The sequence below is a fragment of the Mycobacterium sp. Soil_C_30 genome, assembly GCF_057656995.1.
This window is the reverse complement of sequence record NZ_JBDGJH010000018.1, coordinates 72,822-98,144: the sequence shown is the minus strand read 5'-3', so window position 1 is coordinate 98,144 and position 25,323 is coordinate 72,822. Positions and strand designations below refer to the sequence as shown.

The 25,323-nt window shown below is 68.3% G+C and carries 25 protein-coding genes; 7 read left to right on the top strand and 18 right to left on the bottom strand.

Translation table 11 applies throughout. The annotated features are described in order from the left end of the window. Nucleotides 1-108: 108 nt before the first annotated feature. A complete protein-coding gene (locus AC3A6P_RS26775; protein ID WP_487695114.1) occupies nt 109-987 on the bottom strand; it encodes a LysR family transcriptional regulator in 879 nt (292 codons plus the stop codon). Between the two features lie 102 nt (nt 988-1,089). Here AC3A6P_RS26775 and AC3A6P_RS26770 point away from each other — a divergent pair, with 102 nt between their 5' ends. Then, nucleotides 1,090-1,446, top strand: a complete 357-nt coding sequence (locus AC3A6P_RS26770; RefSeq protein WP_487695113.1) for a YybH family protein — start codon at nt 1,090-1,092, stop codon at nt 1,444-1,446. Between the two features lie 3 nt (nt 1,447-1,449). On the opposite strand, the gene AC3A6P_RS26765 is transcribed toward AC3A6P_RS26770, so the two are convergent. The 11 genes from AC3A6P_RS26765 to AC3A6P_RS26715 are packed head-to-tail and all read right to left on the bottom strand — an operon-like array spanning nt 1,450 to nt 13,127. Further along, entirely contained in the window at nt 1,450-2,487 is a 1,038-nt protein-coding gene (locus AC3A6P_RS26765; protein WP_487695112.1) for an isopenicillin N synthase family dioxygenase, read from the bottom strand. Further along, nucleotides 2,484-3,074, bottom strand: a complete 591-nt coding sequence (locus AC3A6P_RS26760; RefSeq protein ID WP_487695110.1) for a hypothetical protein — start codon at nt 3,072-3,074, stop codon at nt 2,484-2,486. The genes AC3A6P_RS26765 and AC3A6P_RS26760 overlap by 4 nt, the downstream gene beginning before the upstream one ends. Before the next feature lie 11 nt (nt 3,075-3,085). After that, nucleotides 3,086-4,111 carry an allantoicase gene (alc, locus tag AC3A6P_RS26755; RefSeq protein ID WP_487695109.1) on the bottom strand — a complete coding sequence of 342 codons (1,026 nt, stop codon included), beginning with the start codon at nt 4,109-4,111 and terminating at the stop codon, nt 3,086-3,088. Further along, nucleotides 4,108-4,860, bottom strand: a complete 753-nt coding sequence (locus AC3A6P_RS26750; RefSeq protein ID WP_487695108.1) for an aspartate/glutamate racemase family protein — start codon at nt 4,858-4,860, stop codon at nt 4,108-4,110. The genes alc and AC3A6P_RS26750 overlap by 4 nt, the downstream gene beginning before the upstream one ends. Further along, entirely contained in the window at nt 4,857-6,176 is a 1,320-nt protein-coding gene (gene allB / locus AC3A6P_RS26745; protein WP_487695107.1) for an allantoinase AllB, read from the bottom strand. Before allB ends, AC3A6P_RS26750 begins: the two co-directional genes overlap by 4 nt. Next, entirely contained in the window at nt 6,176-6,997 is an 822-nt protein-coding gene (locus tag AC3A6P_RS26740) for an N-acyl homoserine lactonase family protein (RefSeq protein ID WP_487695105.1), read from the bottom strand. The genes allB and AC3A6P_RS26740 overlap by 1 nt, the downstream gene beginning before the upstream one ends. Further along, the gene (locus AC3A6P_RS26735; protein WP_487695186.1) at nt 6,997-8,586 is read right to left on the bottom strand and encodes an ABC transporter substrate-binding protein; all 1,590 of its coding nucleotides are present in this window, start codon (nt 8,584-8,586) and stop codon (nt 6,997-6,999) included. Before AC3A6P_RS26735 ends, AC3A6P_RS26740 begins: the two co-directional genes overlap by 1 nt. Before the next feature lie 5 nt (nt 8,587-8,591). Next, nucleotides 8,592-9,233, bottom strand: a complete 642-nt coding sequence (locus AC3A6P_RS26730) for a cysteine hydrolase family protein (RefSeq protein ID WP_487695103.1) — start codon at nt 9,231-9,233, stop codon at nt 8,592-8,594. Next, on the bottom strand, nt 9,234-10,238 hold the full coding sequence (locus AC3A6P_RS26725; protein WP_487695102.1) for an ABC transporter permease: 1,005 nt from the start codon (nt 10,236-10,238) through the stop codon (nt 9,234-9,236). Next, entirely contained in the window at nt 10,239-11,120 is an 882-nt protein-coding gene (locus AC3A6P_RS26720) for an ABC transporter permease (RefSeq protein WP_487695100.1), read from the bottom strand. Beyond that, on the bottom strand, nt 11,121-13,127 hold the full coding sequence (locus AC3A6P_RS26715) for a dipeptide ABC transporter ATP-binding protein (RefSeq protein WP_487695098.1): 2,007 nt from the start codon (nt 13,125-13,127) through the stop codon (nt 11,121-11,123). It lies immediately after the preceding gene. Nucleotides 13,128-13,342: 215 nt separating this feature from the next. Between AC3A6P_RS26715 and AC3A6P_RS26710 the strand changes: the two genes are divergently transcribed. The 3 genes from AC3A6P_RS26710 (at nt 13,343) to AC3A6P_RS26700 (ending at nt 16,081) form a co-directional block, all read left to right on the top strand. Then, a complete protein-coding gene (locus AC3A6P_RS26710; RefSeq protein ID WP_487695097.1) occupies nt 13,343-13,996 on the top strand; it encodes a TetR/AcrR family transcriptional regulator in 654 nt (217 codons plus the stop codon). Nucleotides 13,997-14,030: 34 nt separating this feature from the next. Beyond that, on the top strand, nt 14,031-15,503 hold the full coding sequence (locus tag AC3A6P_RS26705; protein WP_487695096.1) for a serine/threonine-protein kinase: 1,473 nt from the start codon (nt 14,031-14,033) through the stop codon (nt 15,501-15,503). A 140-nt stretch (nt 15,504-15,643) separates the two neighbouring features. Continuing rightward, nucleotides 15,644-16,081 (top strand): hypothetical protein, encoded by a 438-nt coding sequence (locus tag AC3A6P_RS26700; RefSeq protein WP_487695095.1) that lies wholly within the window; start codon nt 15,644-15,646, stop codon nt 16,079-16,081. On the opposite strand, the gene AC3A6P_RS26695 is transcribed toward AC3A6P_RS26700, so the two are convergent. Next, on the bottom strand, nt 16,082-16,975 hold the full coding sequence (locus tag AC3A6P_RS26695) for an SDR family NAD(P)-dependent oxidoreductase (RefSeq protein ID WP_487695184.1): 894 nt from the start codon (nt 16,973-16,975) through the stop codon (nt 16,082-16,084). It lies immediately after the preceding gene. Nucleotides 16,976-16,998: 23 nt separating this feature from the next. On the opposite strand from AC3A6P_RS26695, the gene AC3A6P_RS26690 reads away from it, so the two are divergent. Next, nucleotides 16,999-17,778 (top strand): LmeA family phospholipid-binding protein, encoded by a 780-nt coding sequence (locus AC3A6P_RS26690; protein WP_487695094.1) that lies wholly within the window; start codon nt 16,999-17,001, stop codon nt 17,776-17,778. A gap of 11 nt (nt 17,779-17,789) precedes the next feature. Here AC3A6P_RS26690 and AC3A6P_RS26685 read toward each other — a convergent pair whose 3' ends face one another. Genes AC3A6P_RS26685 through AC3A6P_RS26670 form a run of 4 tightly spaced genes read right to left on the bottom strand, consistent with a single transcriptional unit; the run spans nt 17,790 to nt 22,836 of the window. Next, nucleotides 17,790-19,013, bottom strand: a complete 1,224-nt coding sequence (locus AC3A6P_RS26685; protein ID WP_487695092.1) for an acyl-CoA dehydrogenase family protein — start codon at nt 19,011-19,013, stop codon at nt 17,790-17,792. 12 nt (nt 19,014-19,025) lie between these two features. Beyond that, nucleotides 19,026-20,045 (bottom strand): LLM class flavin-dependent oxidoreductase, encoded by a 1,020-nt coding sequence (locus AC3A6P_RS26680; RefSeq protein WP_487695091.1) that lies wholly within the window; start codon nt 20,043-20,045, stop codon nt 19,026-19,028. After that, on the bottom strand, nt 20,042-21,391 hold the full coding sequence (locus AC3A6P_RS26675; RefSeq protein WP_487695089.1) for a glutamine synthetase family protein: 1,350 nt from the start codon (nt 21,389-21,391) through the stop codon (nt 20,042-20,044). Before AC3A6P_RS26675 ends, AC3A6P_RS26680 begins: the two co-directional genes overlap by 4 nt. Continuing rightward, nucleotides 21,388-22,836, bottom strand: a complete 1,449-nt coding sequence (locus AC3A6P_RS26670) for an APC family permease (RefSeq protein ID WP_487695088.1) — start codon at nt 22,834-22,836, stop codon at nt 21,388-21,390. The genes AC3A6P_RS26675 and AC3A6P_RS26670 overlap by 4 nt, the downstream gene beginning before the upstream one ends. Before the next feature lie 141 nt (nt 22,837-22,977). Here AC3A6P_RS26670 and AC3A6P_RS26665 point away from each other — a divergent pair, with 141 nt between their 5' ends. Both AC3A6P_RS26665 and AC3A6P_RS26660 read left to right on the top strand, forming a co-directional pair. After that, complete coding sequence (locus AC3A6P_RS26665; protein ID WP_487695087.1) at nt 22,978-23,742, top strand: MetQ/NlpA family ABC transporter substrate-binding protein; 765 nt, start codon at nt 22,978-22,980, stop codon at nt 23,740-23,742. A 65-nt stretch (nt 23,743-23,807) separates the two neighbouring features. Next, nucleotides 23,808-24,377 carry a winged helix-turn-helix domain-containing protein gene (locus AC3A6P_RS26660; protein ID WP_487695085.1) on the top strand — a complete coding sequence of 190 codons (570 nt, stop codon included), beginning with the start codon at nt 23,808-23,810 and terminating at the stop codon, nt 24,375-24,377. A 5-nt stretch (nt 24,378-24,382) separates the two neighbouring features. Here the strand turns inward: AC3A6P_RS26660 and AC3A6P_RS26655 are convergent, their stop codons facing one another. After that, entirely contained in the window at nt 24,383-25,231 is an 849-nt protein-coding gene (locus AC3A6P_RS26655) for an aldo/keto reductase (protein ID WP_487695084.1), read from the bottom strand. Nucleotides 25,232-25,323: the final 92 nt, after the last annotated feature.

Here is a 25,323-nt window from a genome sequence, read left to right as displayed (position 1 = left end):
GTATCACCACCCCGACCGGATCCTCGCCCCCGACGATCCCTAACCCGAGGGTGAGCTCAAAGCCGGCCGCCGACAACACCAGTCAGCGGCCGGCACGAGGATTCCTGCTCAACGTCCGAAGGCGGCCGCCAGCCGCGGCACGAATGCCCGCACCGCGGGACTCGGCGTGGAAGACCACACCACGGCCAGGACAGCGGGCACCGGATTGCCACGCAGCACCACCACCGACAACCGGTCGGTGTAGTCGCGCGCCATCGATTCCGAGAGCACACCGATGCCCACACCTCGGGCACTGAGATCGGCGACGGCATCACCGGCACTGGCTTCGACGGCAACCTGGGCAGCGAAACCCGCGTGCTGGAAACCGATTTCTAAAGTCGCGCGCACACCGGTGCCCACCGGCATCGACACCAGCGACTCCTCGGCCAGCGTGGCGTAGTCCACGTTCTTGCGCCTGGCCAGCGGGTGCCCGGCCGGCACCAGTGCGGCCAGCGGTTCGCTGATGATGGTCATCGACTGCAGCGTGGCCGGCGGCGCTCCAGCCGTGCCGACGATCGCCACATCGAGGTTGCCGGCTTCGACCTCGGCGAGCATGGACTCTGAATCATTCTCGCGCATCGCGAGTTTCACACCGGGATGAGCATGCCGATAGGCTTCGACGGCGGTGAACAGCGGGGTGATGGTGCAGCCGGTCACCATTCCGATGGACAGGGTGCCGCGCAGAACGCCCGCCACGTCGTCGACCGCAGTCCGCACCGCGGCGGTGGCCGCCAGCGCCGCTTTCGCCGGTTCCAACGCCGCCTTGCCCGCGGCGGTCAGCCGGGCCACGCGGCTGGACCGGTCGAACAGCGGTTGACCGAGTTCGGACTCGAGCGCTTTGATCTGTGCGCTGACACCGGACTGGCTGATGTGCACCCGCGCGGCGGCACGGGTGAAGTTGGCTTCTTCCGCGACGGCGACGAAGTACTCCAGCTGCCTCAACTCCATAACCAGAAATTCTAGCTTCGAGAAGAACTATCTGTTGGACTTCTGAACATGACCGGACGAACGTGGAGGGTGCCCGAGCAAGGACACAGAAAGGACACCCCAATGCGACCGAAAGCCCAGCGCCCCGAAGACCTGACCAGGCTGTTCGTCGAGTTCTCCAACGCCGGGGACGCCGAAGGAGTGGCACAACTCTACGAAGAGGACGCGGTGCTGGCCTATCCGCCCGGCAGCCAGACCGTCGGCCGCGCCGCGATCCAGGAACTGTGGCAGAAAGTGCTCGACCAGCGCCCGCGCTTCGAGCAGGAGGAGCCGTTGCCCACGCTGGTCATCGGCGATATCGCTTTGACCTCGACGCCGCCACGCGACGGTGCCGGCGCCCGCGCCCAGGTGGTCCGGCGCCAGCCCGACGGAACCTGGTTGCGGATCCTGGACCAGCCGGAGTTCGTCTCGACGCGGTGAGTGTCAGTGGTGCGCCTGCAGCGCCTGCTGCCCGAAGGAGTTCACGCCCAGGGACCCTTCGGGCAGCACCAGCTGACCGCTGTCGATCCGGGCCCGCAGATACGCGAACGTCTGCGCGGTCTGGGCGAACAGGTGCTCTCCCGCCCGCAGCGGCGGACGCGGCACCGCGTCGTCGGCGACGAACTGCGGCAACGGTTTCACCTCGGTGTCGTAGTCGACGTTGAAGAACAGCGGGAACGAGTAGCGCTCCTCTTTGACCTTGCGCACCCGGTGACTGGTCGCGATGAACGCCCCGTTGGTCCACAACTCGAGCATGTCGCCGATGTTGACCACGAAGGTCCCGGGGATCGGCGGAACGTCGATCCACTCGCCTGCCCCGTTGAGCACCTCCAGTCCGGGCGCCGTCGGCTTGAGCAGGGTGAAGCATTCGTAGTCGCTGTGTGCACCGATGCCCTGCGCATCCTCGGCGCCGGGGTTGTACGGATAGTGCACCAACCGCAACTGGCTGGGCGTCTTGGTGGCGTGCTGGGTGAACGTGTCGGGGTCCTCACCGAGTGCCACCGCGAAGGCCCACAACAGTTTCTGTCCCACGGCCAGAACCGCGGTGTAGTAGGCGGTCACCGCGTCGGCGAAGCCCGGCAGGTCGGGCCAGGTGTTGGGGCCCAGCATCGGATTGCCCGCCAGGTAGTCCGGATCATCGGCGGGCAGATCCAGCGCCGTGTCGAACGCCTCTTTGAGGTCCGGCTTGTCTCCGCTGAGTCCCTCTTCTCCGGTGGGCACATATCCGCGGTGGCACCGCGACAGCCCGATGTAGGAACGCATCTTCTCCTCGAGCGGCAGCGCGAAGAACTTTTTGGTGGCCGCCAGCAGCGCGTCGAACAGGGCATCGTCGATGGCGGCGCCGCGGATGTAGAAGAACCCGACCTCGCGTGCGGCGCGGCCGAGTTCTGCGGCCACCGAGTCACGCACCGCCCGATCGCCCGAGTACAGGCCGCTGATGTCGATGACTGGAACTTCGGTGAACGATGTTGCGCTGTTCACGTTTTCACCTCTCCTTCGCTGTTTGTGACCGTCCACTGCCCGCCTCCGGTGACGGTCAGTTCATGTGTGTGCAGCCGCGGCGCGAGGTCAACTCCGTCGCGGGTACTGTCCGAGGAATCCGTGATGAGCCACCGGTCGCCGCTGACGGTGCCCAGCGAGATCTCTGCGCCGCCGGCGGTGCGGGTGGCCCAACCGAAGAGCTCACCCGCGCGCAGCAGCAAGGCCTGACTGTTGTCGGGGCCGGCGAGGGTGAGCGCCCCGCACGGACCCGCCACCGGTTCGAGCACCCAGTGTTCGACGTAATCGGCGTGCACACCGGTCTCCACCAGAACGTCACCGTCCCAGTGCATCCGGCCCGCGTCGGGAGTGTGCTGCGGCGAGAGACCGGTGAACCGGCGCCATTCGAACACGTCACCGTCCTGGAACAGCCAGCCCGCAAACCCGTCCCAGGCCCCGGGTTCAGCGGGGCGGCGCAGGTCGACGAACGCGCTGAGACCCTGCAGCCACCGCACGTCGGTGGTGGTGTCCCGACTGCCGTCGGCGTCGATCAACAGGGTCCGGCGCCACAGACCCACACACTCCGACATCCGGACGGGTCTCACTGCGCGGCCGCCCAACGCTCAGCGAGTTCGGCGAACCCGCCCGGCGTGGGCCGGCCCCACGCCCGCAACCGGGCGATGCCCCCGTCGGGATACGCCTGCAACCGCAGCGCGGTCACACCGCGGGCGTCCACCGGGTACACCCGCCGCAGATCCGGTAGCAGCGCGGTGCGTTCCAGCACCGGGACGTCGAACGTGACCGTCCACCAGGAGGTCCCGTCGAGTGGGCGCTCACGAGTTCCCAGCACCCGCACCTCCTGCGAGGCGTTGAACACGAACCAGGTGGTGTCGACCTCGATGCGCCGCAGGTCGGCCTCGGCGGCCAGCGCGATGATCACCGCGTCGTGGCTGACCGGCCCGATGTCCCGCCGCCTGCGGGTCTCCCAGCCATCGCCCATGGTGTGCGGCCGCCCCGGCGCGATCAGCGAGGCCGCGTCCGAATAGAACGCGTCGCTGGACCACACCACGCTGCCGCCGTTCTCGATGCCGGACATCTCGACGGTGACATCAGCCCACTCGGCGGGGTCGACGATCACCTCGCCGTACACCCGCAACCGGGCCACTCCCCCGTCCGATTCCAGGTTCAGCCGCACGTGGGTGATCCGCCGCGGATCCCCGGCCGCCAGGAGGTTTCGCGAATCTGGCTTCAGCACCGTGGATTCGGTGATCGGAAACCAGGTCACAGATGGTGCGGTGGCGTCGGCCGACGGCGCCAGCGTCGCGCCGTACACCTGCGCCGCGGTCGGGTGATTCCCGGTGAAGAACCGGGTGTCGACGTCGACGGCGTGCACCACGCCCGGGGTACCCAGGCGCACGATGGCCCAGTCACCGCCCGGATAGGCGTGCCTGCGGGTCTCCCATCCGTCCACCACTTCGCCACGGAGGTCATAGGTACCGGGGATGAAGGCGGGTTCCGAGGCCAGCAGCAGACGCTCCTTGGCCCCGAACGACTCGTCGCTGGCCGCGATCACGCTGCCGCCCACGGCCCGGGCCGCCAGGTCCACGCCGCGTTCGCAGCCGCTCACAGCGGCACTCCCAGCGCCGTCGACAACGGCCAGTGGCTGCGGGCATTCACCGGCCCCGGAGCGTAGGCGCCCACCGTGCTGGTGGTCAGCCCCAACCCGACCAGAGCCTGGGCCAGGGCCACCGCCGCGGCCACCCCGTCGATCGCGGGCACTCCCAGTCGCGCCGAGATCGCCCCGGTCACCCCGGCCATTCCCGCGCAGCCCAGACAGATCACATCGGCCCCGTCCTGCTCGATCGCCCGCTGCGCTTCGGCGACGATGGCCTCCACCGCACCCGCGGGGTCTGCGTCCACCTCAGCGGTGCTCAGCCCGCAGGCGCGCACGGACACGCAGTGGGCTGCCAGCCCGGCCAGCAGCAGCCGGTCTTCGATGGCGGGGATGGACCGTGCCAGGGTGGTGACCACCGAGAAGCGCCGGCCCACCAGTTGAGCGACGTGCGCGGCTGATTCGGCGATGTCGAGGACCGGGACGGTGAGCAGCTCCTGCAGCGCGTCTTTGCCGTGCTCACCGAAGCCGGCCAGCACCACGGCGTCGAAATCGAAGGTGCCCGCGTCGAGCAGCCGCACGGCCACATCGAGTGCACCGACCGCCGCGAGATAACTCTCCGCCGCCGAGTCCACGGCGGCCGCGCCGAACAGCGGTGCCAGCGCCACGATTTCGGTACCCGGAGCCGCCGCGGCGCGGGCGGCCGCGGCGATCTCCTCGGTCATGGTCTTCGAGGTGTTGACGTTCAGGACAAGGATCCTCACGCCGCCACCAGGTTCGCCAACAACCTGCCGCGGTTGGCGTCGGCCACGGGCCGGCCCGCCAACCAGGTCTGCAGCACCGCGCCGCTCAACTCCAAGCCGTCATACGGGGTCAGCGGATGACGGTGCTGCAGCTGCGCCGCCTCTACCCGTGACGAGGCGTCCGGGTCGAAAACCACCAGATCGGCGGTGTGGCCGACGGCGATGCGGCCCCGGTCGGTCAGCCCGGCCAGCGCTGCCGGTCGCTCGGCCATCCACCGGCATACGTCAGCCAGGTCCAGGCCCCGCCTTCGAGCCTGCGTCCACACCGCCCGCAGACCCACTTGCAACGAGCTGATACCACCGAACGCCACCCCGAAATCACCGTCGCCCTTGAGGGCAGGTGCGCACGGCGAATGGTCGGAGACGATCATGTCCAGCACTCCGTCCCCCAGCGCCTCCCACAGCTGCCGGCGGTTGTCCTCGTCACGGATCGGTGGGCACACCGCGAACTCGGTACCGCCGTGGGGAACCTCGGCGGCGGCGAATGTCAGGTAGTGCGGGCAGGTCTCGGCAGTCACGAGCAGGCCGTCGCGTTTGGCCGCGCTGATCAACGGCAAGGCGGCGGCGCTGGAGACGTGCACGATGTGCGCCTGCGCCCCGGTGCGGCGCACCGCGTCGACCACCAGGGCCACCGCCTGCACCTCGGCCGAGTCGGGCCGGCTGGCCAGGAACGAACTGTAGGACCCGCCCTGTGCCGCAGCGGTTTCGGCGAGCACACCGGCACTCTCGGCATGCACCAGCATCACCGTGCCGAGAGCCGCTACGACCTCCATGGCCCGGCCGAAGTCGGCGGGGCTCAGCGGTGGGAAGGCCGCGTTCCCCGAGTCGGCGAGAAAGCACTTGAAGCCCAGGCAGCCGGCCGCCGCCAGCTCGGCCAGCGCGTCGAGATTGCCGGGCACCGCACCGCCCCAGAACCCGACGTCCACACGGCAGAAACCCTCCGCCGCAGCGCGTTTGATCTGCAACGCGGCTGCACTGGTGGTGACGGGGTCGCAGTCGAGCGGCATGTCGACGACGGTGGTGATCCCGCCGGCGGCAGCGGCGGCGGTGGCCGACGCGAAACCCTCCCAGTCGGTCCCGGGGTCGTTGATGTGCACATGGGTGTCCACCAGTCCCGGCAGCAGCACACTGCCCGCGGGCAGCACCACCTCGAGGGCGGCCCGGCCCGCGGCGGGATCAACGGCGGTGATGACACCGCCGGTGATCCCGATGGACGCCGGGCGTACCGCTCCGTCGATCACGGCACGCTCGGCGTGCAACAGGACGTCCAGCGACATCACCCGAACTTCTCCCGGAAGTGGTGTGTCATCTCCGGCCACACGTGCGGATCGTGCCCGGGGATCAGCGGATAGCCCTTCTCCGCGGCCAGGGCTTTGAGCCGACGGATCGGCTCCACCGTCTCCTCGGGGTCCACCCCGACGTATCCGCCGATGGCCAGTTCGTGCTCGATGTTCTCGGTGAGATCGGCGGCGTCGAACGCGAACACATAACCACCGCCGCCCACCGATTCGTCGAGTTCCACCACGAAGCTCTGGTGGCCGGGGGTGTGCCCGTAGGTCGGCACCGCGGTGATCCCGGGTGCCACTTCGTCTTCGCCGTCGGCGAGCCGCCAGTCGATACGCGGGTCGTCGAAATCGATCCGGAAGATCGCATGCTTTTCCGGCTCAGGGTGATTCGACAGTCCGAACTCCAGCTCCCGACGCTGGGTGTGCACCGGTACCCGGCCGGCGAACAGCTTGAGCCCGCCGGCGTGATCGACGTGCAGGTGCGACAGCCCGACGAGGTGGATGTCGTCGATGTCGACGCCGATCTCGGCGAGCGACTCCTCGATGGGCTCGCCGGGACCCGGCAGCAGCGGCTGGTACTCCACCGACGGATAGAACCGTCGCCGCAGATATGGGTCCCTGATCAGCGCGGTGTTGAAACCGGTGTCCAGCAGCACCCAGCCACCGTCGGTCTGCAGCAGCACCCCCGGCACCGGTTCGCGCATCGTGATGTCCTCCGGGGCACCGTGCACCGACACCGATTTGGGCAGATCCTCCCAGCCCAGGGTCAGTAGCACGATGCGCCGGACCTTGCTCCTGCGAACCAGATTCACTATTCGGCGCTCAATGTCGCGATGCGCAGGCTGTTGGGATTGGTCACCACGTGTGACTCCTCCACACCCTTGAGCCACGGCTGGGCCACCATGAAGTCGTCGACGTCGGCGACGTTCATCCAGCAGCCGGTCTTGCTCGCTTCCAGCGCCGCCGTCGAGAACGGTTCGGGCGCACCGGTGGTCAGGCCCTGGGCCAGCGCTTCGGTGATGGGTGGCGCCGAGCAACCCAGGTAGTTCAGGCCGCCGTCCGCGTCCCAGGAGATGTGCCCCCAGGTATAGGGCGAGGGTGCATCCGGCCATGCCAGCGCAGTGAACACGTCCGGCGCGGACTGGCCGTCGGTGCCGATCCAGCCGTAGATCTCCGAGGTCGGGTAACTCTGCACCGTCGCGGTCAGCCCGGCAGCCGCCAGCTGCGTCTGGATCAGGTTGCTGATCAGCTGGTTGTCCGGGTTGGACGAGTCGTAGCCGATCACCACCGACTTCTGGTCGGCGGGCAGGCCGGCGGCGATCTGTGTCAGCACCGAGGGATCGTGTTTGATGTCCTGTTTCGCGAATTCGGGGGCCAACATGTTCGGCGGGTACACCTGCTCAGCCACCTTGCCGCGACCGAAGTACGTCTGCTCCACCAGGGCTGCTGTGTCGATGGCCTGCAGCAGCGCGGTGCGGTTGGCCTGTTCGGTCAGCATTCCCTTGTGCGGGTTGAGGTACAGGTAGTTCGACATCATGGTCGGCAATGAGTAGTTCGCGTACTTGTCGTCGTCGATGTACTGCTGGACCGCTGAAGACGGCAGGTCGTGCAGAATCGCGGCGATCTGCCCGTTGTTGAACTGCAGCTGCTGAGCGGAGACGTCGGTGATCACCGGGATCTCGACGGTCTCGAAATAGGGCTTGTCACCCCAGTATTCGGGGTAGGCCGCCAGGGCGTAACGCGAACCCACCTCGGCGGCGGTCAGCGTGTACGGCCCGGTGCCCAGATCGTTGGTGGTCAGGTAGCTCTGCGCGAAGTCATCCCCGCCGTGCTGCTGCAGCCCGGCCGGACTGACCATCCGCGGTCCGTACGGGGCGGCGATGTAGTCCAGGAACGCGGCGTTGGGCGCCTTCAGCGTGACGGTGACGTCGTAATCGCCCTGAGGAACCACGGATTCGATATCGGCGACCATATAGGCGGGACCCTGGTTGACCGCGAGCCGGCGATCGAAGGACGCTTTGACAGCAGCGGAGGTGAACGGGGTTCCGTCGTGGAAGGTGACGCCCTCGCGCAGCTTGAAGGTGAACACGCGGTGATCGGGTGACTCGGTCCACTCGGTGGCCAGCAGCGGTTCGATCTCCGGCTTCTCCGTGCCCGCTTTGTACTGCAGCAGACCTTCGTAGATGTTGGTGGTCAACAGCAGTCCCTGGCCGGCGTAGAAGACGTCCGGGTCCGGCGGCTGCCCCGGGTCCTGCAGGAACGACAGGTGCAGCACCTTGTCGGTGGGCGCGGCGTTGGGTTCGCCTCCGCCGGAGTCGGATCCGCCGCCGCACCCGGCGAGGGTGAGCATGACGGCGGCGCCGGCGGCCAGTGCCGCCAGACCGCGGCGACGCAACGACATTCGACTCACAGAGCGGCTCCTTCGAGGGTGGGTGTGCTGATTCGGGAGAATGCTTCCAAGATTTCGTCCGACGTCCGGACGGCGCCTGTCTGCAGGTACTCCATGGCGTCGAGTGAGGCGTCATGGCGTTTCTGCGACGAACCGCCGACACAGTCGGCGACCACCCGCACGTAGTAGTCGCGCTGGTGGGCATCGGCGAAGGTGTAGTGCACGCAGACGTCGGTGAGTCCCCCGATGAGGATCAGGGTGTCGGCTTTGAGCCCGCGCAGCACGATGTCGAATTCCGTTCCGATGAAACCGGAGTAACGGCGTTTGACGAGGTGGAACTCGGGCCTGCTGCCGTCGAGGATGGGACGCAGGCTGGGTTCCAGGCCGGTGCCCGGCTGCCCTTCGACGCAGTGCACGCCCTCGGTGCCATCCAGTTCGCGGCCGAAGTCGACGCCGCTGGGGCGGTGCACCTCCTGGAAGAACACCACCGGGAGGCCGGCGACGCGGGCGGCGGCCAGCAGCCGCTGCGCCACCTCGACGCGTTCGGCATGCCCCGCCATCACGGGGATCCCGGCCTCGTCGGCTGTCATACCGCCGCCCTCCTGGATGTCGACGACCACCAGGACTGGATTCCCGACGATCAGTGGTTGTTTCGGCATTTACCCTCCTGCGACAGCGATACGTGGATCCGCGGCGGCCTGCAGCAGGTCGACGGCGGTGTTGATGAAGACGTAGAGCGCGCCGAGCATCAGAGTCACCCCGGCGATGGCCGGGAAGTCGGCGACGGGGATGCTCTGGGCGATGTACTGGCCGATGCCGGGCCAGCCGAACACCTGCTCGACCACCAGCACCCCGGAGAACATCAGACCCACCTGCAGCCCGGTCATCGACAGCGCGGCACCCACGGAGTTGCGCAGCACGTGCCGGGCCATGATGCTGCCCTCCGAAAGTCCCTTGGCGCGAGCGGTTCTGGCGTAGTCGCTGTCGACATCGGACAGCAGGCTGGAGCGCAGCACCCGCCCGATCGCCACCGCCGGGCCGATTGCGATGACGAACGCCGGCAGGACCAGATGATGCAGGGCGTCGACTACGACGTCGAACCGGCCGTGCAGCAGCCCGTCGACCGTCAGCAGGCCGGTGGGCCCGTCGGGCGGATTGGCCACACCGATGCGCCCGTTGGCCGGTACCCAGCCGAGCTGTTGATAGAAGACGATCAACCCGAGAATGCCCAGCAGGAACATCGGCGCCGAGGCACCGGTGAACAGGATGGCCCGCAGCACCCCGGCGCCACGCCACTTCAGCGTCGTGGAGAACGCCAGCAGAACGGCCAGTACCAGCGCCAGCGCGATACCGCACAGCGCCAGTTCCAGTGTGGCGGGCAGGAAGTCACCCAGGTCGGAGGCGACGGGATGGCGGGTGCGGTATGACGTACCGAGGTCGCCCTGGACCGCGGCGGTCAGGTAGTTCCAGAACTGGGTCAGCATCGGTTCGTTGAGGCCGAGTGCTTCGCGCCGCGCGGCCACCGCGTCCGCCGAGGCCTGCGCGCCCAGTTGGGCTTTCACCGGATCCAGTGGCGAGATGTGCTGCAGGATGAACATGACGCCGGTCAGGGCGATCAGGATGGCCACCATCGCGACCAGCCGCGTTGTTATGAATGTTTTCATCTAGACCGTCTTCATCAGGTTGCGCAGGCTGTCGCCGGCGATGTTGCCGATCAGTGCCAGGACCAGGACCCCCAGACCGGGCATCACCGGAATCCACCATTGCTGCAGGAAGTAACTCAGGTTGCGGGCGGCATCGGCGCCGAGTTCGGGCGCGGGTGCCGACTGCCCGAGCCCCAGGAACGACAGGGCGGCCAGAGTCAGGATCAGCGTCCCGATATCGAGGCTCGCCGCCACCAGGGAATTGGGCACCGCGCCCGGCATCAGGTGGCGGAACGCAAGCCGAAATCTCCCGACACCGGCCAGCTTTGCCGCCTCGACGTGCGGGCGGGCCGCCAGCCGGGCCACCTCACCGCGGACCAGGCGCGCGTAGAACGGCCACCACACGATCGACACCGCGATCAACGTGTGGACGAATCCGGGGCCCAAGGCGGCCACCACAGCGATGGCGAGCACCGGCGCGGGCAGCGACAGGAAGGCGTCGGTGATGCGCATCAGCAGCGTATCGACCCAGCCACCGACCGTTCCGGCGATCAATCCGACCAGTCCGCCGATGAGCAGACCGACCGCCACCACCGCCAGCGCGGCGAACCAGCTGGACCGCACGCCGTAGAGCACCCGCGAGAGGATGTCGCGGCCGATGTTGTCGGTGCCGAGCAGAAAGCCGTTGGCACCCGGCGCCTGCAGCGGCATGCCCGCCGGCACCAGCGGGTCGTACGGGGAGATCAGCGGCACGGCCACCGCGATGAGCGTCACCAGGAACAGCAGTGAAAACCCCGCCCAGTTCATCATGGTGGCACGTGAGGTGGCCAAAGCCCATGCGCGCCGTGGTCTCCCGGCCGCGGCCGCCGGGGCCGGCAGTACGGCGTCGGTGATGACAGCCATTCAGCTCGCCTTCCTCTCGATACATGCCAACTGGTGAAGGCCACCGGGGCGGCCCTCGAGCCGGACGTCCAACGCGGTGTCACTGCACGCGTCGATCGCGATGGGACAGCGCGGGTGGAAGGCGCATCCGCTCGGCGGCGACAGAGGGCTCGCGGGTTCGCCGCTGAGCAGCGGGGTCTGGCGACCCAGATCGGGAATGGAGTCGACGAGGGCTTGCGTGTAAGGGTGCGTGGGGCGTGCGATCACCTCGTCGACGGGACCGATCTCGACGATGCGGCCCAGGTACATGACAGCCACCCGGTCAGCGACAACCCGTGCGACCGACAGGTCGTGGGTCACGAAGACCACCGACATGTCCAGCGAGCGCCGCAGGTCGCCGATCAAATTCAGCACCGAGGCCGCCAGCGACACGTCCAGGGCACTGGTCGGTTCGTCGCACAGCAGCACCGAGGGCGGTACCACCGTGGCACGGGCCAGCGAAACCCGCTGCCGCTGACCGCCTGACAGCTGCGCCGAACGGGACTTGGCCACCTCCTTGGGCAATCCGACCCGCTCCAGCACCTCCGCCACCGCGTCCTGGCGCCGGCGTCGCGACAGCCCGGAACCTTTGAGGCGTTCGGCGATCAGTTCCCCCACCGACAGCCACGGGGTCAGCGACGCGCCGGCGTCCTGGAACACCATCTGAGGTCCGGTACCACCGTTGCGGGTCACCGAACCCGCAGTGGGAGTGTCCAATCCGGCGATCAGGCGCAACAGTGTCGATTTGCCCGAACCGCTCTCGCCGACCAGCGCCACCGACTCCCCCTGGGCGACGTCGAGTGAGATGCCCCGCAGAGCATGCAGTTTCCCGTGACGCTTGACCGAGAACACCTTGGTGGCATCGCGCACCGACACCGCGGGTGCGCTCACCGGCGTGGCAGCGCTCACGACGGGCGGCTCCGGGACGGGTTCGGCGGCCGGTGATCCGAGCTCGGCACTGACCTGTTCACCGGGCAGAATGCAGGCGCTGACCCGGTCGTGGCCAACGGCAACGGGATCAGGTGGCGTGCGGGTGCATTCGGGTTTGGACACCCGGCAGCGAGGTTCGAAGGCGCACCCCGGCGGGGGCGTTACCGGGCTGGGCACCGAACCGGCCAGCGCCGCCAGCCGGTGCTCACGTGAGGTCTTCAGCGTCAGCCGGGAGCGCAGCAGGCCGTGGGTGTAGGGATGCGCGGGCTGCGACAGCACCCCGGCGGTGGGTCCGATCTCGGCGATCCGCCCGGCATAAAGCACCGCGATGCGATCGGAGATCTGGGCTGCGACACCGAGATCGTGGGTGATCAGCACGATGCTGCAACCGATCTCGTCACGGAGACGGCGCAGCAGCCGCAGCACCTGCGCCTGCACCGTGACGTCCAGTGCGGTGGTCGGTTCGTCGGCGATGATCAGGTCGGGATCGCCGGCGATGGCGATGGCGATCATCACCCGCTGCCGCAATCCACCCGAGAGTTCGTGTGGGAACGCCCGCATGCGGCGTTGCGGGTCCGGGATACCCACCGCGGTCAGCAGGCGCAGGGCCTCGGCGTCACTGCCCGCCGCTTCGGCCACCTGCCTGCCGATCCGCATCGTGGGGTTCAGCGAGGTCATGGGGTCCTGGAAGACCGCGCCGAGATCGAGACGACGCACCTTGCGCAGGAGTTTGTCCGCGCCGTGGACCATGTCCGAGCCGGCCACCTGCACCGCGCCGTCGACCCGGGCGTGCCCCGGCAGCAGCCCGAGCATGCTGAATCCCAGAACGCTTTTCCCGGACCCGGATTCGCCGACCAGGCCGATGATCTCGCCGGCGCGGATACGCAGGGAGACACCGCGCAGGGCATGCACATCCTTGCCGTTTCGCCGGAACGTCACCGAGAGGTCGTCGACGGTGGCGACCAGCCGCGGCGAACCGTCGGCGGCGACGTCGGCACCCGCGGCCCGGGCACCCGTGTCGGGGGCACCTGCTGCGATCTCCGAGGTGGCATTGGCCATCGGTCACTCCCGCTGGTCGATGTTCCAGGCGCGGGCGGCGCAACTCTGAGCCATCAGCCTGTCGACTGACAGTTTTCACATCTCAGTGGCGCCGTTGGTGTCACCGGCGTAACCAATGAATGAGCGCAGGTAACCGCTACGTCGCGTGTGTTTCTGTCGTGTGACAGAAAACTCGGAGACTCCACTTCCCCGTGTTGCTGAGCCACGATGAGGCGGTGACCACCACTCGGGGCCGGCCCCGGCTCACCACCCAGCGGCGGCCGGGCGCAGGCGCCCGCGATGAAATCCTCGATGCCGCAGGCGAGCTCTTCACCACGCGCGGTTACGCCAGCACTTCCACCCGCACCATCGCCGAGGCGGTCGGCGTCCGGCAGGCCTCGCTCTACCACTACTTCCGCACCAAGGACGAGATCCTGTCCGCGCTGCTGCACCAGACCGTGACTCCCTCACTGCATTTCTCCCAGCGACTCACCGAAGTCACACCGACCCTGTCGGCGCCCCAACAGCTGCATGCCCTGGCCGCTTTCGACGGTGCCCAGCTGCTCACCGGCCGGTGGAACCTGGGAGCGCTGTACCTGCTGCCCGAACTCCGGGAGGCACGGCTGGCCTCGTTCTGGGCGGACCGCGAACGGCTGCGGCTGTTCTATCTGCGCTGCAGTCAGGCCACCGCCCCCGTCGACGACGACACCGCCGACCTGCCGTTCCGCCTCGTCGAAGCCCTGGTCAACATGCGGGCCGCCCAGACCGCCGACAACAGCGCCGCACTTCCCGAACGGGTGGCCGATGCCTGCCTGCGCGTCCTCGGCGTCACCGAGGACGCGCTGCACCAGATCCGGGCCCGCACCCGCACCCTGCTCGTCGCGCCCTGACGTCTGCAGCCCGATCACCTGTACCATCCGCCACATGCCGTTGGCCGACGGTGCCACCTTTGCTGGCTACACGATCATCCGCCTGCTCGGCGCAGGCGGTATGGGTGAGGTGTACCTCGCCCACCATCCGCGACTGCCCCGCCAGGACGCGCTGAAGGTGCTGCCACCGTCGGCGAGCACGGACCGCGAGTTCCGCGACCGGTTCGAACGTGAAGCCGACCTGGCGGGCGGTCTGTGGCACCCGCACATCGTCGGTGTGCACGACCGCGGCGAGTTCGAGGGCCAGCTGTGGATTTCGATGGATTACGTGGACGGCACCGACGCGGGCGTGCTGCTGCGCAAACACCCGGGCGGTCTGCCGCCGGAGCAGGTGCTGGCGATCGTCAACGCAGTGGCCGAAGCACTCGACTACGCCCACGACCGTCAGCTGCTGCACCGTGACGTCAAGCCGGCGAACATCCTGATTGCGCGATCGACCGCCGGTAGTCAACGAATCCTGTTGGCGGACTTCGGCATTGCTCGCAGAGCTGACGAAGCCAGTGGCCTGACCGCCACCAACATGACCGTCGGGACGGTGTCCTATGCCGCCCCGGAACAGCTGATGGGCAACCCATTGGACGGCCGCGCCGACCAATACGCTCTGGCTGCCACGGCCTTTCACCTGCTGACCGGGGCACCGCCGTTCCAGCACTCCAATCCCGCAGTGGTGATCAGCCAGCACCTCACCGCATCGCCACCGAGCCTGGGCCATCGCAAACCCGAGCTGGCGCATCTGGATCCGGCGCTGGGCAAAGCGCTGTCGAAGAACCCGGCCGACCGCTATGCCCGGTGCATGGACTTCGCCCGGGCCCTGGCGCACCAGATCGGGGCGCCCGCGTCGGCATCGAGCCTCGACGCCGGCGGCAGCGGCGCCGTCGAGGCCACCCGCCTGGCCACCGCCACCGAGACCGCACCCACGGCCACCACCCGAAGCTGGGCCCGCCCTGCTGTCCTGGTGCCCGTGGTCCTGGCATTGCTGTTGGTGATCGCGGTGGCGTTCGCGGTCGGCGAGTTCACCGCCGACAAGGAGACCGGGGCCGACACCAGAACCACCGCCACCACTGCCACCACTGCGCGTACCACCACGCCGGCTCCGGCTCCGCCGCCGGTCACCGCCGGCGCCGCCACCGAGACCGAGACGGACGTGGTCACCGAAACCGAGACCGCCTCACCGACCACCACACCGACCGTGAGTCCGGGTACCGCCGCGATCGGCGGCGACTGCCCGCAGGCCAGCGCCACCGGCGTCACCGCCGAGGGCACCAGCGTGTACTGCGCCAACCTGCAGTACACAGACCGCTACCTGTGGTCCAGCAGTCCGGCGCAGATCCCCAACCCCGTGGTGACCACCTCGCCGGCTGCCCCACCGCCGTACGAAACCGAATCCCCGGTCCGGATCTGCATGGACCAGACCGGGCACACCCGGCTGCGCTGCGCCGAGGACATCCTCCGCGGAAACGGCGGTTGACCTGCGACGCGGCCACCGGCGAGCAAGCCCCGCGAAACGTTTGGTGAGGCACCGGCGATAACCCGGGCGTCTTGGTTGGAGTTTCACCGCTATGGCTACTGCGATAGGTTCACACCGCAGAAACGGAAGAAGGTTCTTGAGTGAATAGGCCCGTAGTGAAGAAGCTTGCTCTTCTCGTCGCCGGCTCCAGTGCCGCGGTGTCCATGGCCGTCCTGGGCACCGGCCAGGCGAATGCCGAGGTTCCCGACGTCACCGGCGAGCCCTACGGCCGTGCCATCGCCATCCTGAAGAGCCTGGGCTACAAGGGCACATTCGGCGGCGCCATCGGCAACGACCTGCCGCAGTCGCAGTGCATCGTGCTCGAGCAGCAGCCGTCGGGCCGGTCGGTCCGGATGCGGCTCAACTGCGAGCTCGCACCGGGCGCCGAACAGCCCGTCGCACCGAACACCCACTCGTTGGTGCCGCCTGGCGGGTCCATCCCGCAGCCTGGCACCAGTGGTGCCCCCGCGCCGGCGGATCCGAACCGGCCCACCCCGGGTGCCGGGACGGTCACCGTCACACCGCGCGTGTTGGGCTGATCAACCGGCCGCGCCGGTGATCATGGCGTGAAGTTCCTCGCCGCTCCACGGCGGCGAGGTGTCATGGTCGCGGTACCCGAGAAACGCCGGCGCCGGGCGGTCGAACCGGCCGACGAAATTGCCTGCACCGATCAGGATCTGCCCGGTGACCTCGCGGGCGAGGTCACTGACCAGGTAGGCGTACAGCGCCGCGACATACTCCGGCGGCGCCGGGGCCAACGCGCCCTGCATGGACACCTCATCGAGGAGTCCGCGACGGTGCAGGGTGCGAATCTGCTCTTCGTAGTCGGCGCCGGTCGACAGCCGAGTTCTCGCGCCGGGACACACCACATTGGCGCGCACCCCGTACTCCTTGAGCTCGGCCGCGATGGCCATGGTGAGACCGTTGACCGCCCCTTTGCCCGCCGGGTAGCCGGTGCCGCCGTAGTCGCCGAGGTACGCGAACGAGCTGGTGTTGACGATCGCGCCCGCCGAGCGTGCGACCATGCGCGGAGCGGCGGCCCGGCAGGTGTGGAACACGGTCCCGATGTGGCTGGCCATCAGTTCGTCGAACTGCGCACCGGTGACGGTCAGGATCGACGACTCGGGCGGCTCGGCGATTCCGGCGCAGTTCACCAGGATGTCGATGTCGCCGAAATGCTTGACGCAGGTCGCGACCAGCGCCTGCGCACTTGCCTCATCCGAGGGTGATCCGGAGAAGCCGACCGCGGTGTGCCCTGCGCCGTTGATCGACTCGACCGTCTCGGCGACGGCGTCCGCACCGCGTCCGTTGATCACCACACCGGCGCCGAGCTGCGCCAGCAGTTGCGCGACGGCGCGCCCGACACCGCGGCTTCCCCCGACGATGACAGCGCCACGGTTCTGGAGGACAGGTTCGGTGACCGTCGACATCATGTCCATCAACATAGGGTGGGGCCATGACGGGGCCCAACCGGCGCGCAGGAGGTCCGAGCCGCCGCTGGGATCCGTTCCGTCCGCTGGACATGGTGTCGGCGCTGTGGTCGACGGCGGTGGCGGTGCCGCCGGTGTCCACCGGCGCGGCCGCCGCCTACCGCACCGTGTTCATCACGCTTCGCCGCCTGGTGGTCGGGCGCCGGATGACGGTGCGCGCGGACAGCGGCCCCATCACCTTGACCGTCTCACAGCTCGAGTCGCGCCTCGACGTGCGGCGCCTGGCGGTCGGACAACTCGATGACGTGCACGTCTCTGCCACCGACATCGGCTGGCAGGGCGGCCTCTTCGACCGCGCCTCGGCGGTGCTGCGCAACGTGCATCTACGCCCCGGCGCCCCTCCGACAGTGGTCGCCGCCCCGGTCCACCTCACCCTCGACGTCTCGACCTCGGCGCTCGACGACCTGCTGCCGACAATGGCTCCCCGGTTTGCCGGCACCATCGGTGACGACGGGGTGGCTCGCGTGCGGTTTGCGCGACGGCCCGGGCTCGGACATGTGGAGATCGACGCGGTGCTGGACGGCTCGGTTCTGATGCTGACACCTCGGGCGGTGACACTGCGGCGGCGCAGGTGGCCGCTGCCGCGGCGCACGCCGGCCTACCGGATCAGGTTGCCCGAGTTGCCGCACGGGCTGCAGCTGACCGACGTCGATTTCGAACCCGGCCTGGTGCGGCTGTCGGGCACACTGCCCGAGTGGCGGATGGAGTTCTCCCGCCGCCACCTGGAGTACCTCCTGGAGTTCTGACGGCGGACCCCTCAGAAGTAGCCGTTGGCCGGCGGCGTCGTTCCGTTGACGGCGTGATCGCCGGCGACATAAGCCTTGTAGTCCAGCGGGCTGTGGGTGGCCAGGGTGCGGGCGTTGCGCCAGTGCCGATCGAGATTCAACGACCTGGCCGTGGCCGACGCTCCCCCGGTGTCGAACAGTCGTTGCGCCGCGGTCAGCGTCAGCCGCTCGGCGATCAGCTGCGCTTCGGCGACGGTGACCGCAGCGCGGGCCAGGGCATCGGGATCATCGATGCGATCGTCGTCCACCAGCGCATCCAGATGATCAGCGGCCGACAACACCAACGCCTCAGCGGCTGCGGCCGACGCGGCAATCTCGCCGACGGCGTGCAGCACAAAGGGATCTGCCGCGGCCGTGTCGGCCAGCGAGTGCGCGGCGGGCCGCGCGCGGCGGCGCACGTACTCGACGGCGTCGGCGCGCACGGCGGCCGCGATACCCGCCGCCACCGCGGCCAGGTACAGCTGCAGGAAGGTGGTGCTGTGCCCGAGGTGAGCGCCGTCGGAGACGGTGGTGACCTCGACGGGTTCCACCGCCACGTGGGTGAACCGGGTCCCGCCGCTGGCCGTGGTGCGCTGCCCGAAACCGTCCCAGTCGTCGAACAATTCGACGCCTTCGCGATCGGTGGGGATGATGGCCTGCAGATCGCGGCCGTGAGCGTCGACCGCGGATACGGCGATGACATCGGCATACAACGTGCCCGTCGAGTAGAACTTGTGGCCGTTGAGCCGCAGCACGCCGTCCTCGTCGGCCAGCACCTTGGTGTCAGCGCTGCCCGGCGCCTTGCCGCCGGAATCGGTGATGGCGTTGCCCACCACCAGTCCGGCGGCGATCTTCGGGAACCACTCCTGTCGTTCGGCGTCGGTGGCGCGGTTGCTCAGGAGCCGCTCGGAGAATCCGAAGTGGGCCCGAAGCGCTTGTGCCACATTGGAACTGCCGCTGGCGATCCGGATGACCGCGCCGAGCACGTCCCGCACACTGGCGCCGGGCCCACCGTAGCGGGTGGGCACCCGCAGGCCGAGAATGCCGGCCTGGCGCAGCCGCTCCACGGCGTCGTACTGCAGCACCCGGTCCCGTTCGGCCGCGGCGTCCTCGTGGCGCAGGTCCTCGACGATCGCGTCCAGGCGCTCCAGCCGCTGGCCGGTGGAAACGGGCACGACGTTGGAAGGGCTCGTCGACCGGGTGGGACTGACACTCATCAGGTTCTCCTGTCAGCGGAAGCGCGGAATGATGTGCTCGGCGAACCGGTCCAGCTCGGCCTCCAGCGGCTGGAACTGCAACATGAACAGATCGATACCGGCGTGCTGGAACGCGGTGATGCGTTCGGCCACCTGGTCGTAGCTGCCCACCAGGCCGGCCAGCGTGCCACCGTTGGAGCCCACCCGGCTGGTACCGGAAAGGACCTTGTACATCTGGGTTTTCGGGTCGGTGCCCGACGAGATCTCCGGACGTTGCTCAGCGTCCACCAGGGCCTGCAACCGGGCCAGCTCGGCATGGGCGTCGGCTTCGGTGTCCCGAGCCACCACGAACGCCGACAATCCGAACCGCAAGGGCGCACCGTCACGCGGTCGGGCCCTCAGGTCGTCGATCACCGCGACCGTCGCCTCCAGTGGCCTGCCGTTGATGAAGAACACGTCGGCGTACCGGGCGGCCAGCGCCCGCGCCGGTTCGGATTCCCCACCCAGGTACACCGGGGGAACCACCGCGGGCAGGGGCCGCACCAGTGCAGGCTGCCCGGTCGGATGCGTGGCGGAAGGCACTTGTTTGCCGGCCCACAGCGCCGTCACGGTGTCCAGCCAGGTGCTGGTGTAGGCATAGCGGTCGTCGTGATCGAGCAGGTCCACGCCGAGGGCTTCCAGCTCGGGCAAAAACCATCCGCTGACGACGTTGATCGACAGCCGGCCCGAGGAGATGTCGGCGATGTTCCCGGCGATCTTGGCGAACACCAACGGATTCACCAGCAGTGGCTTGATGGCGCCGATCAATTCGATGCGGCTGGTGGCCTCGGCCAGCGCCGCCAGCGTGGACCACGTTTCCAGCACATCGTCGTCGACATTGCTGGGATGCACGACGTGCTGGGCCACCAGGGTGGCGTCGAACCCCACCTGCTCGGCATGGACCAACAGGTCCCGATTGCGCCGGTAGCCGGCGTCGGGCGCGTCGTCGGGGTGCGCCCTGGCGCCGTGATTGCCGTACACCGGAGCCCATACCCCGAATCGCGGGGCTGTCACGAATGTGCCAGGTAGCGTTGGCGTTCCCAGTCGCTGACATGGCCAACATACTGCTGCCACTCGCTGCGGGCGATGGCTGCGAAATCCGCCACCGAGGCCGCGCCGAGAATCTCGGCGATGGTGTCATCCTGGGTGGCCAGCGCCAGTGCGGTGCCCAGAGAATCGGGCAGCGGTGTGCCGACACCGTAGAGATTGCCCGACGCGGCCGCCGGTGGCCGCCGCCCCGCCTCCAGGCCGGCGATCACGGCGGCCAGCGCTGACGCCACCAACCAGTATGGGTTGGAATCCGAAGCGCCGGTTCGCAGTTCGATGCGGCTGGCACCGGGCTCGGGCTCGATCAGGGAGCGCACCGCAGCGCTGCGGTTGTCGCGGCTCCAGTTCACGGTATCCGGGGCGAAGGTGTCCGGCGCGAAGCGGCGGTAGGCGTTCACCGAGTGTGCACCGAACAGGGTGATCGACGGCAAGTGATCCAGCAGGCCGGCGATCGCCAGCAAGGCGGTATCACTCTCGGACCCGTTCACCGGCTCGAAAGCCGGCGTCTCGCCCTGCCACAACGAGATGTGCAGATGCGACGAACTGCCGGAGTGCTCCGAGAACGGTTTCGGCATGAAACTGGCCAGCTTGCCGTGTTTACGGGCCACTTCTTTGGCGGCGTACTTGAGCCGGGCGCTGTCGTCGGCGGCGGCCAGCGCGTCGGTGTACACCAGGTTGGTCTCCACCTGGCCCGGACCGTATTCGGTCTGCACCCCTTCCAATCTGGTGAAGGCGCCCAGCGTCTCGTACAGGTCGGTGATCAGCGGATCCAGGGCGTTGGCGTTCTCCAGCGAGTAGGCGTGGATGTCGTTCTGGAACGGCGATCCATCCGGCTCCAGCAGGTAGAACTCGTACTCGACACCCACTTTGGCGGTGTAACCCAGCGACTCCAGCCGTGCCAGTACGCGGCGCAGCACCGCGCGGGGATCCAGCAGTGACGGTGACCGGTCGTGGCTGACGATATCGGAGATCACATGACCCACCCCGGGACGCCACGGCACCGGCGTGAAGGTCGAAAAGTCCGGTACCGCATACACATCGGGATAGCCACCGGCCCAGTTGGTCAGGGACAACCCGTCGATCACCGTGGCATCGGTGTTCCAGCCCAGTGATGCCTCACAGAACGCGAAGCCGGTGCCCTGGGCCCGGCCCAGGAACTGCGCGGCCGGGATCCGTTTGCCCTGGGCGTGGCCGAAGGGATCACTCCAGGCCACCTCGATCTCGGTGAGTGAGCCATCCTCGAGCCGGCGGATGAGTTCCCGGGCGCCGTCTGAATCGACCCGTGCCACTGCACCTTCGGTGACTTGGGTCATGCCGTCACCTGCGTCTTGGCTGCCACCCGGTTGCCGACCGCGACACCGGCGATGAAGGAAACGACCAGCAGTCCGATGATCACCCAGCCCAACACGCTCGACCCGCCCACCAGATCCGACAGGTTGGTCAGGATCAGCACCAGCGCGGCGGCCAGCGCCACCAGACCCAGCGCCGGGGCGATTCGGACCCGCCACTGCGAATACCCACGCCGGTCCCTGGCGAAGAACACCAGCACCGCGACGCTGGTGGCGATCAACAACACGACAAAACCGACCGTCGTCGCGCCCGCGAACCAGGTGTAGAACTGGGCGGCCGGGTCGAGCCCGAACACCACGGCCAGCAGCACGCTGATGGCCACCACCCCGGAGATCCACAGCGACGCCTGATGGGGCGAGGCATGCCGAGAGTGGGCGTGGCTCAAAGACTCCGGCAGCACGCCGCGCTGCGACAACGCGAAGACGTACCGCGACGCCACATTGTGGAAGGCCAGGATGCAGGCGAACAGGCTGGTGAAGTACAGCACGGTGATCAGGTCGGTGCCGACCAGGCCGATGTAGCGCTGGGCGGTGTCGGCCAGGAAGGTGCCGCCCGAATCGGTGGCCCGGGTGATCGCCTCCTCGTCACCCCACCCGGAGATCAACGCCCAGCTGGACAGGGCGTAGAACCCGCCGATCAGGATCAACGCGACGTAGGTGGCGCGCGGGATGGTGCGCTCGGGATCGCGGGCCTCGTCCCGGAAGATCGCGGTGGCTTCGAAGCCGATGAAGCCGAGCAGGGCGAACAGCAATCCGATGCCCACCGAACCGGAGAAGATCGCATCCGGGTTCACGATGCCCGACGACAATCCGTGATCGCCTCCCCGCACCACGATCACCAGGTCCAACACCAGCACGATGGCGATCTCGGCGGTCAGCAGCACTGCCAGGACCCGGCTGGACAGGTTGATGTTGCGGTAACCCAGATAGGTGGTCAGCGCGAACCCGACCGCGGCGAACAGCCACCACGGCAGGCTGGGCCCGCCGAACAGTTCCAGCACCACCGCTCCGGCCGGCCCCAGTAGGCCGTAGACGCCGGCCTCCAGTGCCACATAGCTGACCAGCGCGACGAAGGCGATCCCGATGCCCACCGGAAAGCCAAGGGCCTGGCGGACATACGAGAAGAAGGCACCGGCGTCGTCGACGAACGGCGTCAACGCGGTGAATCCGACCGCGAACAGCAGCAGGATGACGCTGGCCACCACGAACGCGGCGGGGAAACCTGCGCCGTTGCCGCCGGCCAGGCCCAACGGCACCACGCCACCGATCACACCCAACGGTGCGGCCGCGGCCACCACCATGAACACGATCGAGGCGACGCCCAGATCGCCGCGCAACCGGCGTGCGGGAGCGTTGGTGTCCGGCTCCGGTGAGCCGCCGCCGTCGGCCGGCGCTGTTGTCTCGGACATGGGTGTCCGCCCTTCGAGTCGAGTGGTGGTGAGCTTTCGGCACGATAGGAATCGCGCCCCGCCGACCACCAGCCCTGGCGTCACCGTGAGTTCTATTACGACACAGTCGGACACAATCGTGTTGAGCGGTAATCTGCCGGCATGCAGCGTGGACGGTCCATCCGCTCGGTCGGCGGGCGGGGTATGCGCGCGCTGCGCGTCGGGGCCACCCCGATCCCCCATGCCGAGGTGCTCGATTTCCTCCGGCCGGCCCTCGCCGGTCACGGCATCGACCTGCGCATCGAGGTGTTCGAGTCTTTCGACGAGCCCAACGAGTTGCTCGCAGAAGGCCGACTGGACGCGAACTTCTTCCAGTACCTGCCGTTCCTGGAGGAATTCACCGGCCGCACCGGCGCGCCGCTGGTGGCGGTGGCGCCCGTACACATCGAACCGTTCGGCCTCTATGCCCGGCCCGGCAGCGGAATCCTCCACCTCACCGATATCGCCGACTACACAGAGGTGGCGCTACCCGCCGACCCGGTGAACGCCGACCGGGCGTTGGGCATGCTGCATGACCTCGGGCTGCTGACGTGTCCACCCGGACCGGCACCGCGCACCCTCGGTGACATCAGGGCCAACCCCCGCGCGCTGATCCTCAAGGAGATCAGCAGCTGGTTGCTCGGCGGCGCCCGCGAGGATTTCGACGTGGTCTTCCTGTTCGGCAATCAGGCCATGGGGTTGGGTGTCGGCGCCGGCGACGCGCTGCACTGCGACCACGGCAACACCACGTACGCCGAGTACCTGGTGACCCGTTCGGAACTGCGTGCCGACCCGCGCATCCGCGCCCTGGCGGCGGCGCTGAACGGCGATGACGTACGGGCGTTTTTGCTACAGGCCTACCGGGGACAAGTCATTCCGGCGTTCTGAACCGTATTGCGCTCACGCCGAACGAAACTGTTCACCGCAGGCGTGGCGGCCGCGACAGTGGACCCGTGTATCAGGCCGTGGGCCCTGCCGAGCCCGCCCCGGGGCCGACCATGCGCGTCGTGGTGGTCCTCGACGTACCGACCGACCCGCCGGGGCTGCCGCAGCGGGCGGCCGAACTCGCCGACGAGTTCGGCACCATGATGAGCCGCTTGCTACCGGGTGTACGGGCCCGCAAGGCGTCGCTGACGGCCGGCGAACAACCGGTACGCGACACCGAGGCCCCGCAGCGCGGGCTCCTCGTCGACGTGCCGCACCGGTGGGTGACGGTTGACGGCACACCGGTGCGGCTGGCGTACCGCGAATTCGAACTGCTCAAGTATCTGGTCACCGCCGCCGGGCGCGCGGTACCCCGCGCCGAGCTGATGCACAACGTGTGGGGTGATGTCACTGCACCGGATTCCGGTGCAGTGGCGACGATCTCGGAGCGCACCGTGGACACCCATGTGCAACGTGTGCGGGCCAAGCTGGGCAGCCACGGACGGTCTCTGGTGACCGTCCGTGGCAGCGGCTACCGCTTCGAACCCGCCGATGACACCCGAATCATGCTGTCGCGGAGAGTTTCTCAGACCGGCTAGCGAACTCAGCCCGGAATGTAGTCGAACGTGTCCGGGTTCGGGCCGGTGCGCCCGTCCTCGCCTTTGTCCAGGCCCGAGATCGCGGCCATCTGATCGCCGTCGAGCTCGAAGTCGAAGATCTCGAAATTCTCCCGCATCCGGTCCGGAGTCACCGACTTCGGGAAGACGACATCGCCGCGCTGGACATGCCAGCGCAGCACCACCTGTGCCGGCGTCTTGCCGGTGGCCTCGGCGATGCCGGTGATGGTGCTGTCACCGAGCACCTTGCCCTGGGCAATGGGCGACCATGCTTCGGTCACGATGCCGTGCTGTTGGCCGTAGGCGCGGACCTCGTCGTTGGTCAGGTACGGGTGCACCTCGATCTGGTTGACCGCGGGAACCGTGGAGGATCCGGCGGCGAGCTTGTCCAGGTGCGCCGGCTGGAAGTTCGACACCCCGATACTGCGGGCCCGCCCGTCCCTGGCGAACTCCTCCAACACATTCCATGTCGACACGAAGTCGCCGTCGTACAGGGTGGGCAGCGGCCAGTGGATCAGGAATAGGTCGACGTAGTCGTAGCCCAGTGCCGCCAGGGTGTCATCGAACGCGCGGCGCGCATCATCCGGCTTGTGGAAGCCGTTGTTGAGCTTGCTGGTGATGTAGACGTCGCCGCGGGCCAGTCCGGCGGCCCGGATGCCTTCGCCCACGCCCTTCTCGTTGCCGTACATCTCGGCGGTGTCGATGTGGCGGTAGCCGATCTCCAGGGCGGTCCTCACCGTCGGCGCGGTGTCGTCCGGCGGCACCTGGTAGACGCCGAACCCCAGCTGCGGGATGGTGGTGTCGTTGTTCAGTGCGATTGCGGGCACAGTGCTCATACTCTCCAACCTCTTCCTCTGACTCCTGAGTGCGTGTGGCCCCCCAGGTTCCGATACCCCGGACACGCCCGGTCAACGCTACGCCCGTGTGC

What these genes read in the sequence shown, in the direction of transcription:
- AC3A6P_RS26775 (WP_487695114.1), bottom strand. Translation starts at nt 987, where the DNA reads ATGGAGTTGAGGCAGCTGGAGTACTTCGTCGCCGTCGCGGAAGAAGCC.
- AC3A6P_RS26770 (WP_487695113.1), top strand. Translation starts at nt 1,090, where the DNA reads ATGCGACCGAAAGCCCAGCGCCCCGAAGACCTGACCAGGCTGTTCGTC.
- AC3A6P_RS26760 (WP_487695110.1), bottom strand. Translation starts at nt 3,074, where the DNA reads ATGTCGGAGTGTGTGGGTCTGTGGCGCCGGACCCTGTTGATCGACGCC.
- allB (WP_487695107.1), bottom strand. Translation starts at nt 6,176, where the DNA reads ATGTCGCTGGACGTCCTGTTGCACGCCGAGCGTGCCGTGATCGACGGA.
- AC3A6P_RS26735 (WP_487695186.1), bottom strand. Translation starts at nt 8,586, where the DNA reads ATGTCGTTGCGTCGCCGCGGTCTGGCGGCACTGGCCGCCGGCGCCGCC.
- AC3A6P_RS26730 (WP_487695103.1), bottom strand. Translation starts at nt 9,233, where the DNA reads ATGCCGAAACAACCACTGATCGTCGGGAATCCAGTCCTGGTGGTCGTC.
- AC3A6P_RS26725 (WP_487695102.1), bottom strand. Translation starts at nt 10,238, where the DNA reads ATGAAAACATTCATAACAACGCGGCTGGTCGCGATGGTGGCCATCCTG.
- AC3A6P_RS26720 (WP_487695100.1), bottom strand. Translation starts at nt 11,120, where the DNA reads ATGGCTGTCATCACCGACGCCGTACTGCCGGCCCCGGCGGCCGCGGCC.
- AC3A6P_RS26715 (WP_487695098.1), bottom strand. Translation starts at nt 13,127, where the DNA reads ATGGCCAATGCCACCTCGGAGATCGCAGCAGGTGCCCCCGACACGGGT.
- AC3A6P_RS26705 (WP_487695096.1), top strand. Translation starts at nt 14,031, where the DNA reads ATGCCGTTGGCCGACGGTGCCACCTTTGCTGGCTACACGATCATCCGC.
- AC3A6P_RS26695 (WP_487695184.1), bottom strand. Translation starts at nt 16,975, where the DNA reads ATGATGTCGACGGTCACCGAACCTGTCCTCCAGAACCGTGGCGCTGTC.
- AC3A6P_RS26690 (WP_487695094.1), top strand. Translation starts at nt 16,999, where the DNA reads ATGACGGGGCCCAACCGGCGCGCAGGAGGTCCGAGCCGCCGCTGGGAT.
- AC3A6P_RS26685 (WP_487695092.1), bottom strand. Translation starts at nt 19,013, where the DNA reads ATGAGTGTCAGTCCCACCCGGTCGACGAGCCCTTCCAACGTCGTGCCC.
- AC3A6P_RS26675 (WP_487695089.1), bottom strand. Translation starts at nt 21,391, where the DNA reads ATGACCCAAGTCACCGAAGGTGCAGTGGCACGGGTCGATTCAGACGGC.
- AC3A6P_RS26670 (WP_487695088.1), bottom strand. Translation starts at nt 22,836, where the DNA reads ATGTCCGAGACAACAGCGCCGGCCGACGGCGGCGGCTCACCGGAGCCG.
- AC3A6P_RS26665 (WP_487695087.1), top strand. Translation starts at nt 22,978, where the DNA reads ATGCAGCGTGGACGGTCCATCCGCTCGGTCGGCGGGCGGGGTATGCGC.
- AC3A6P_RS26655 (WP_487695084.1), bottom strand. Translation starts at nt 25,231, where the DNA reads ATGAGCACTGTGCCCGCAATCGCACTGAACAACGACACCACCATCCCG.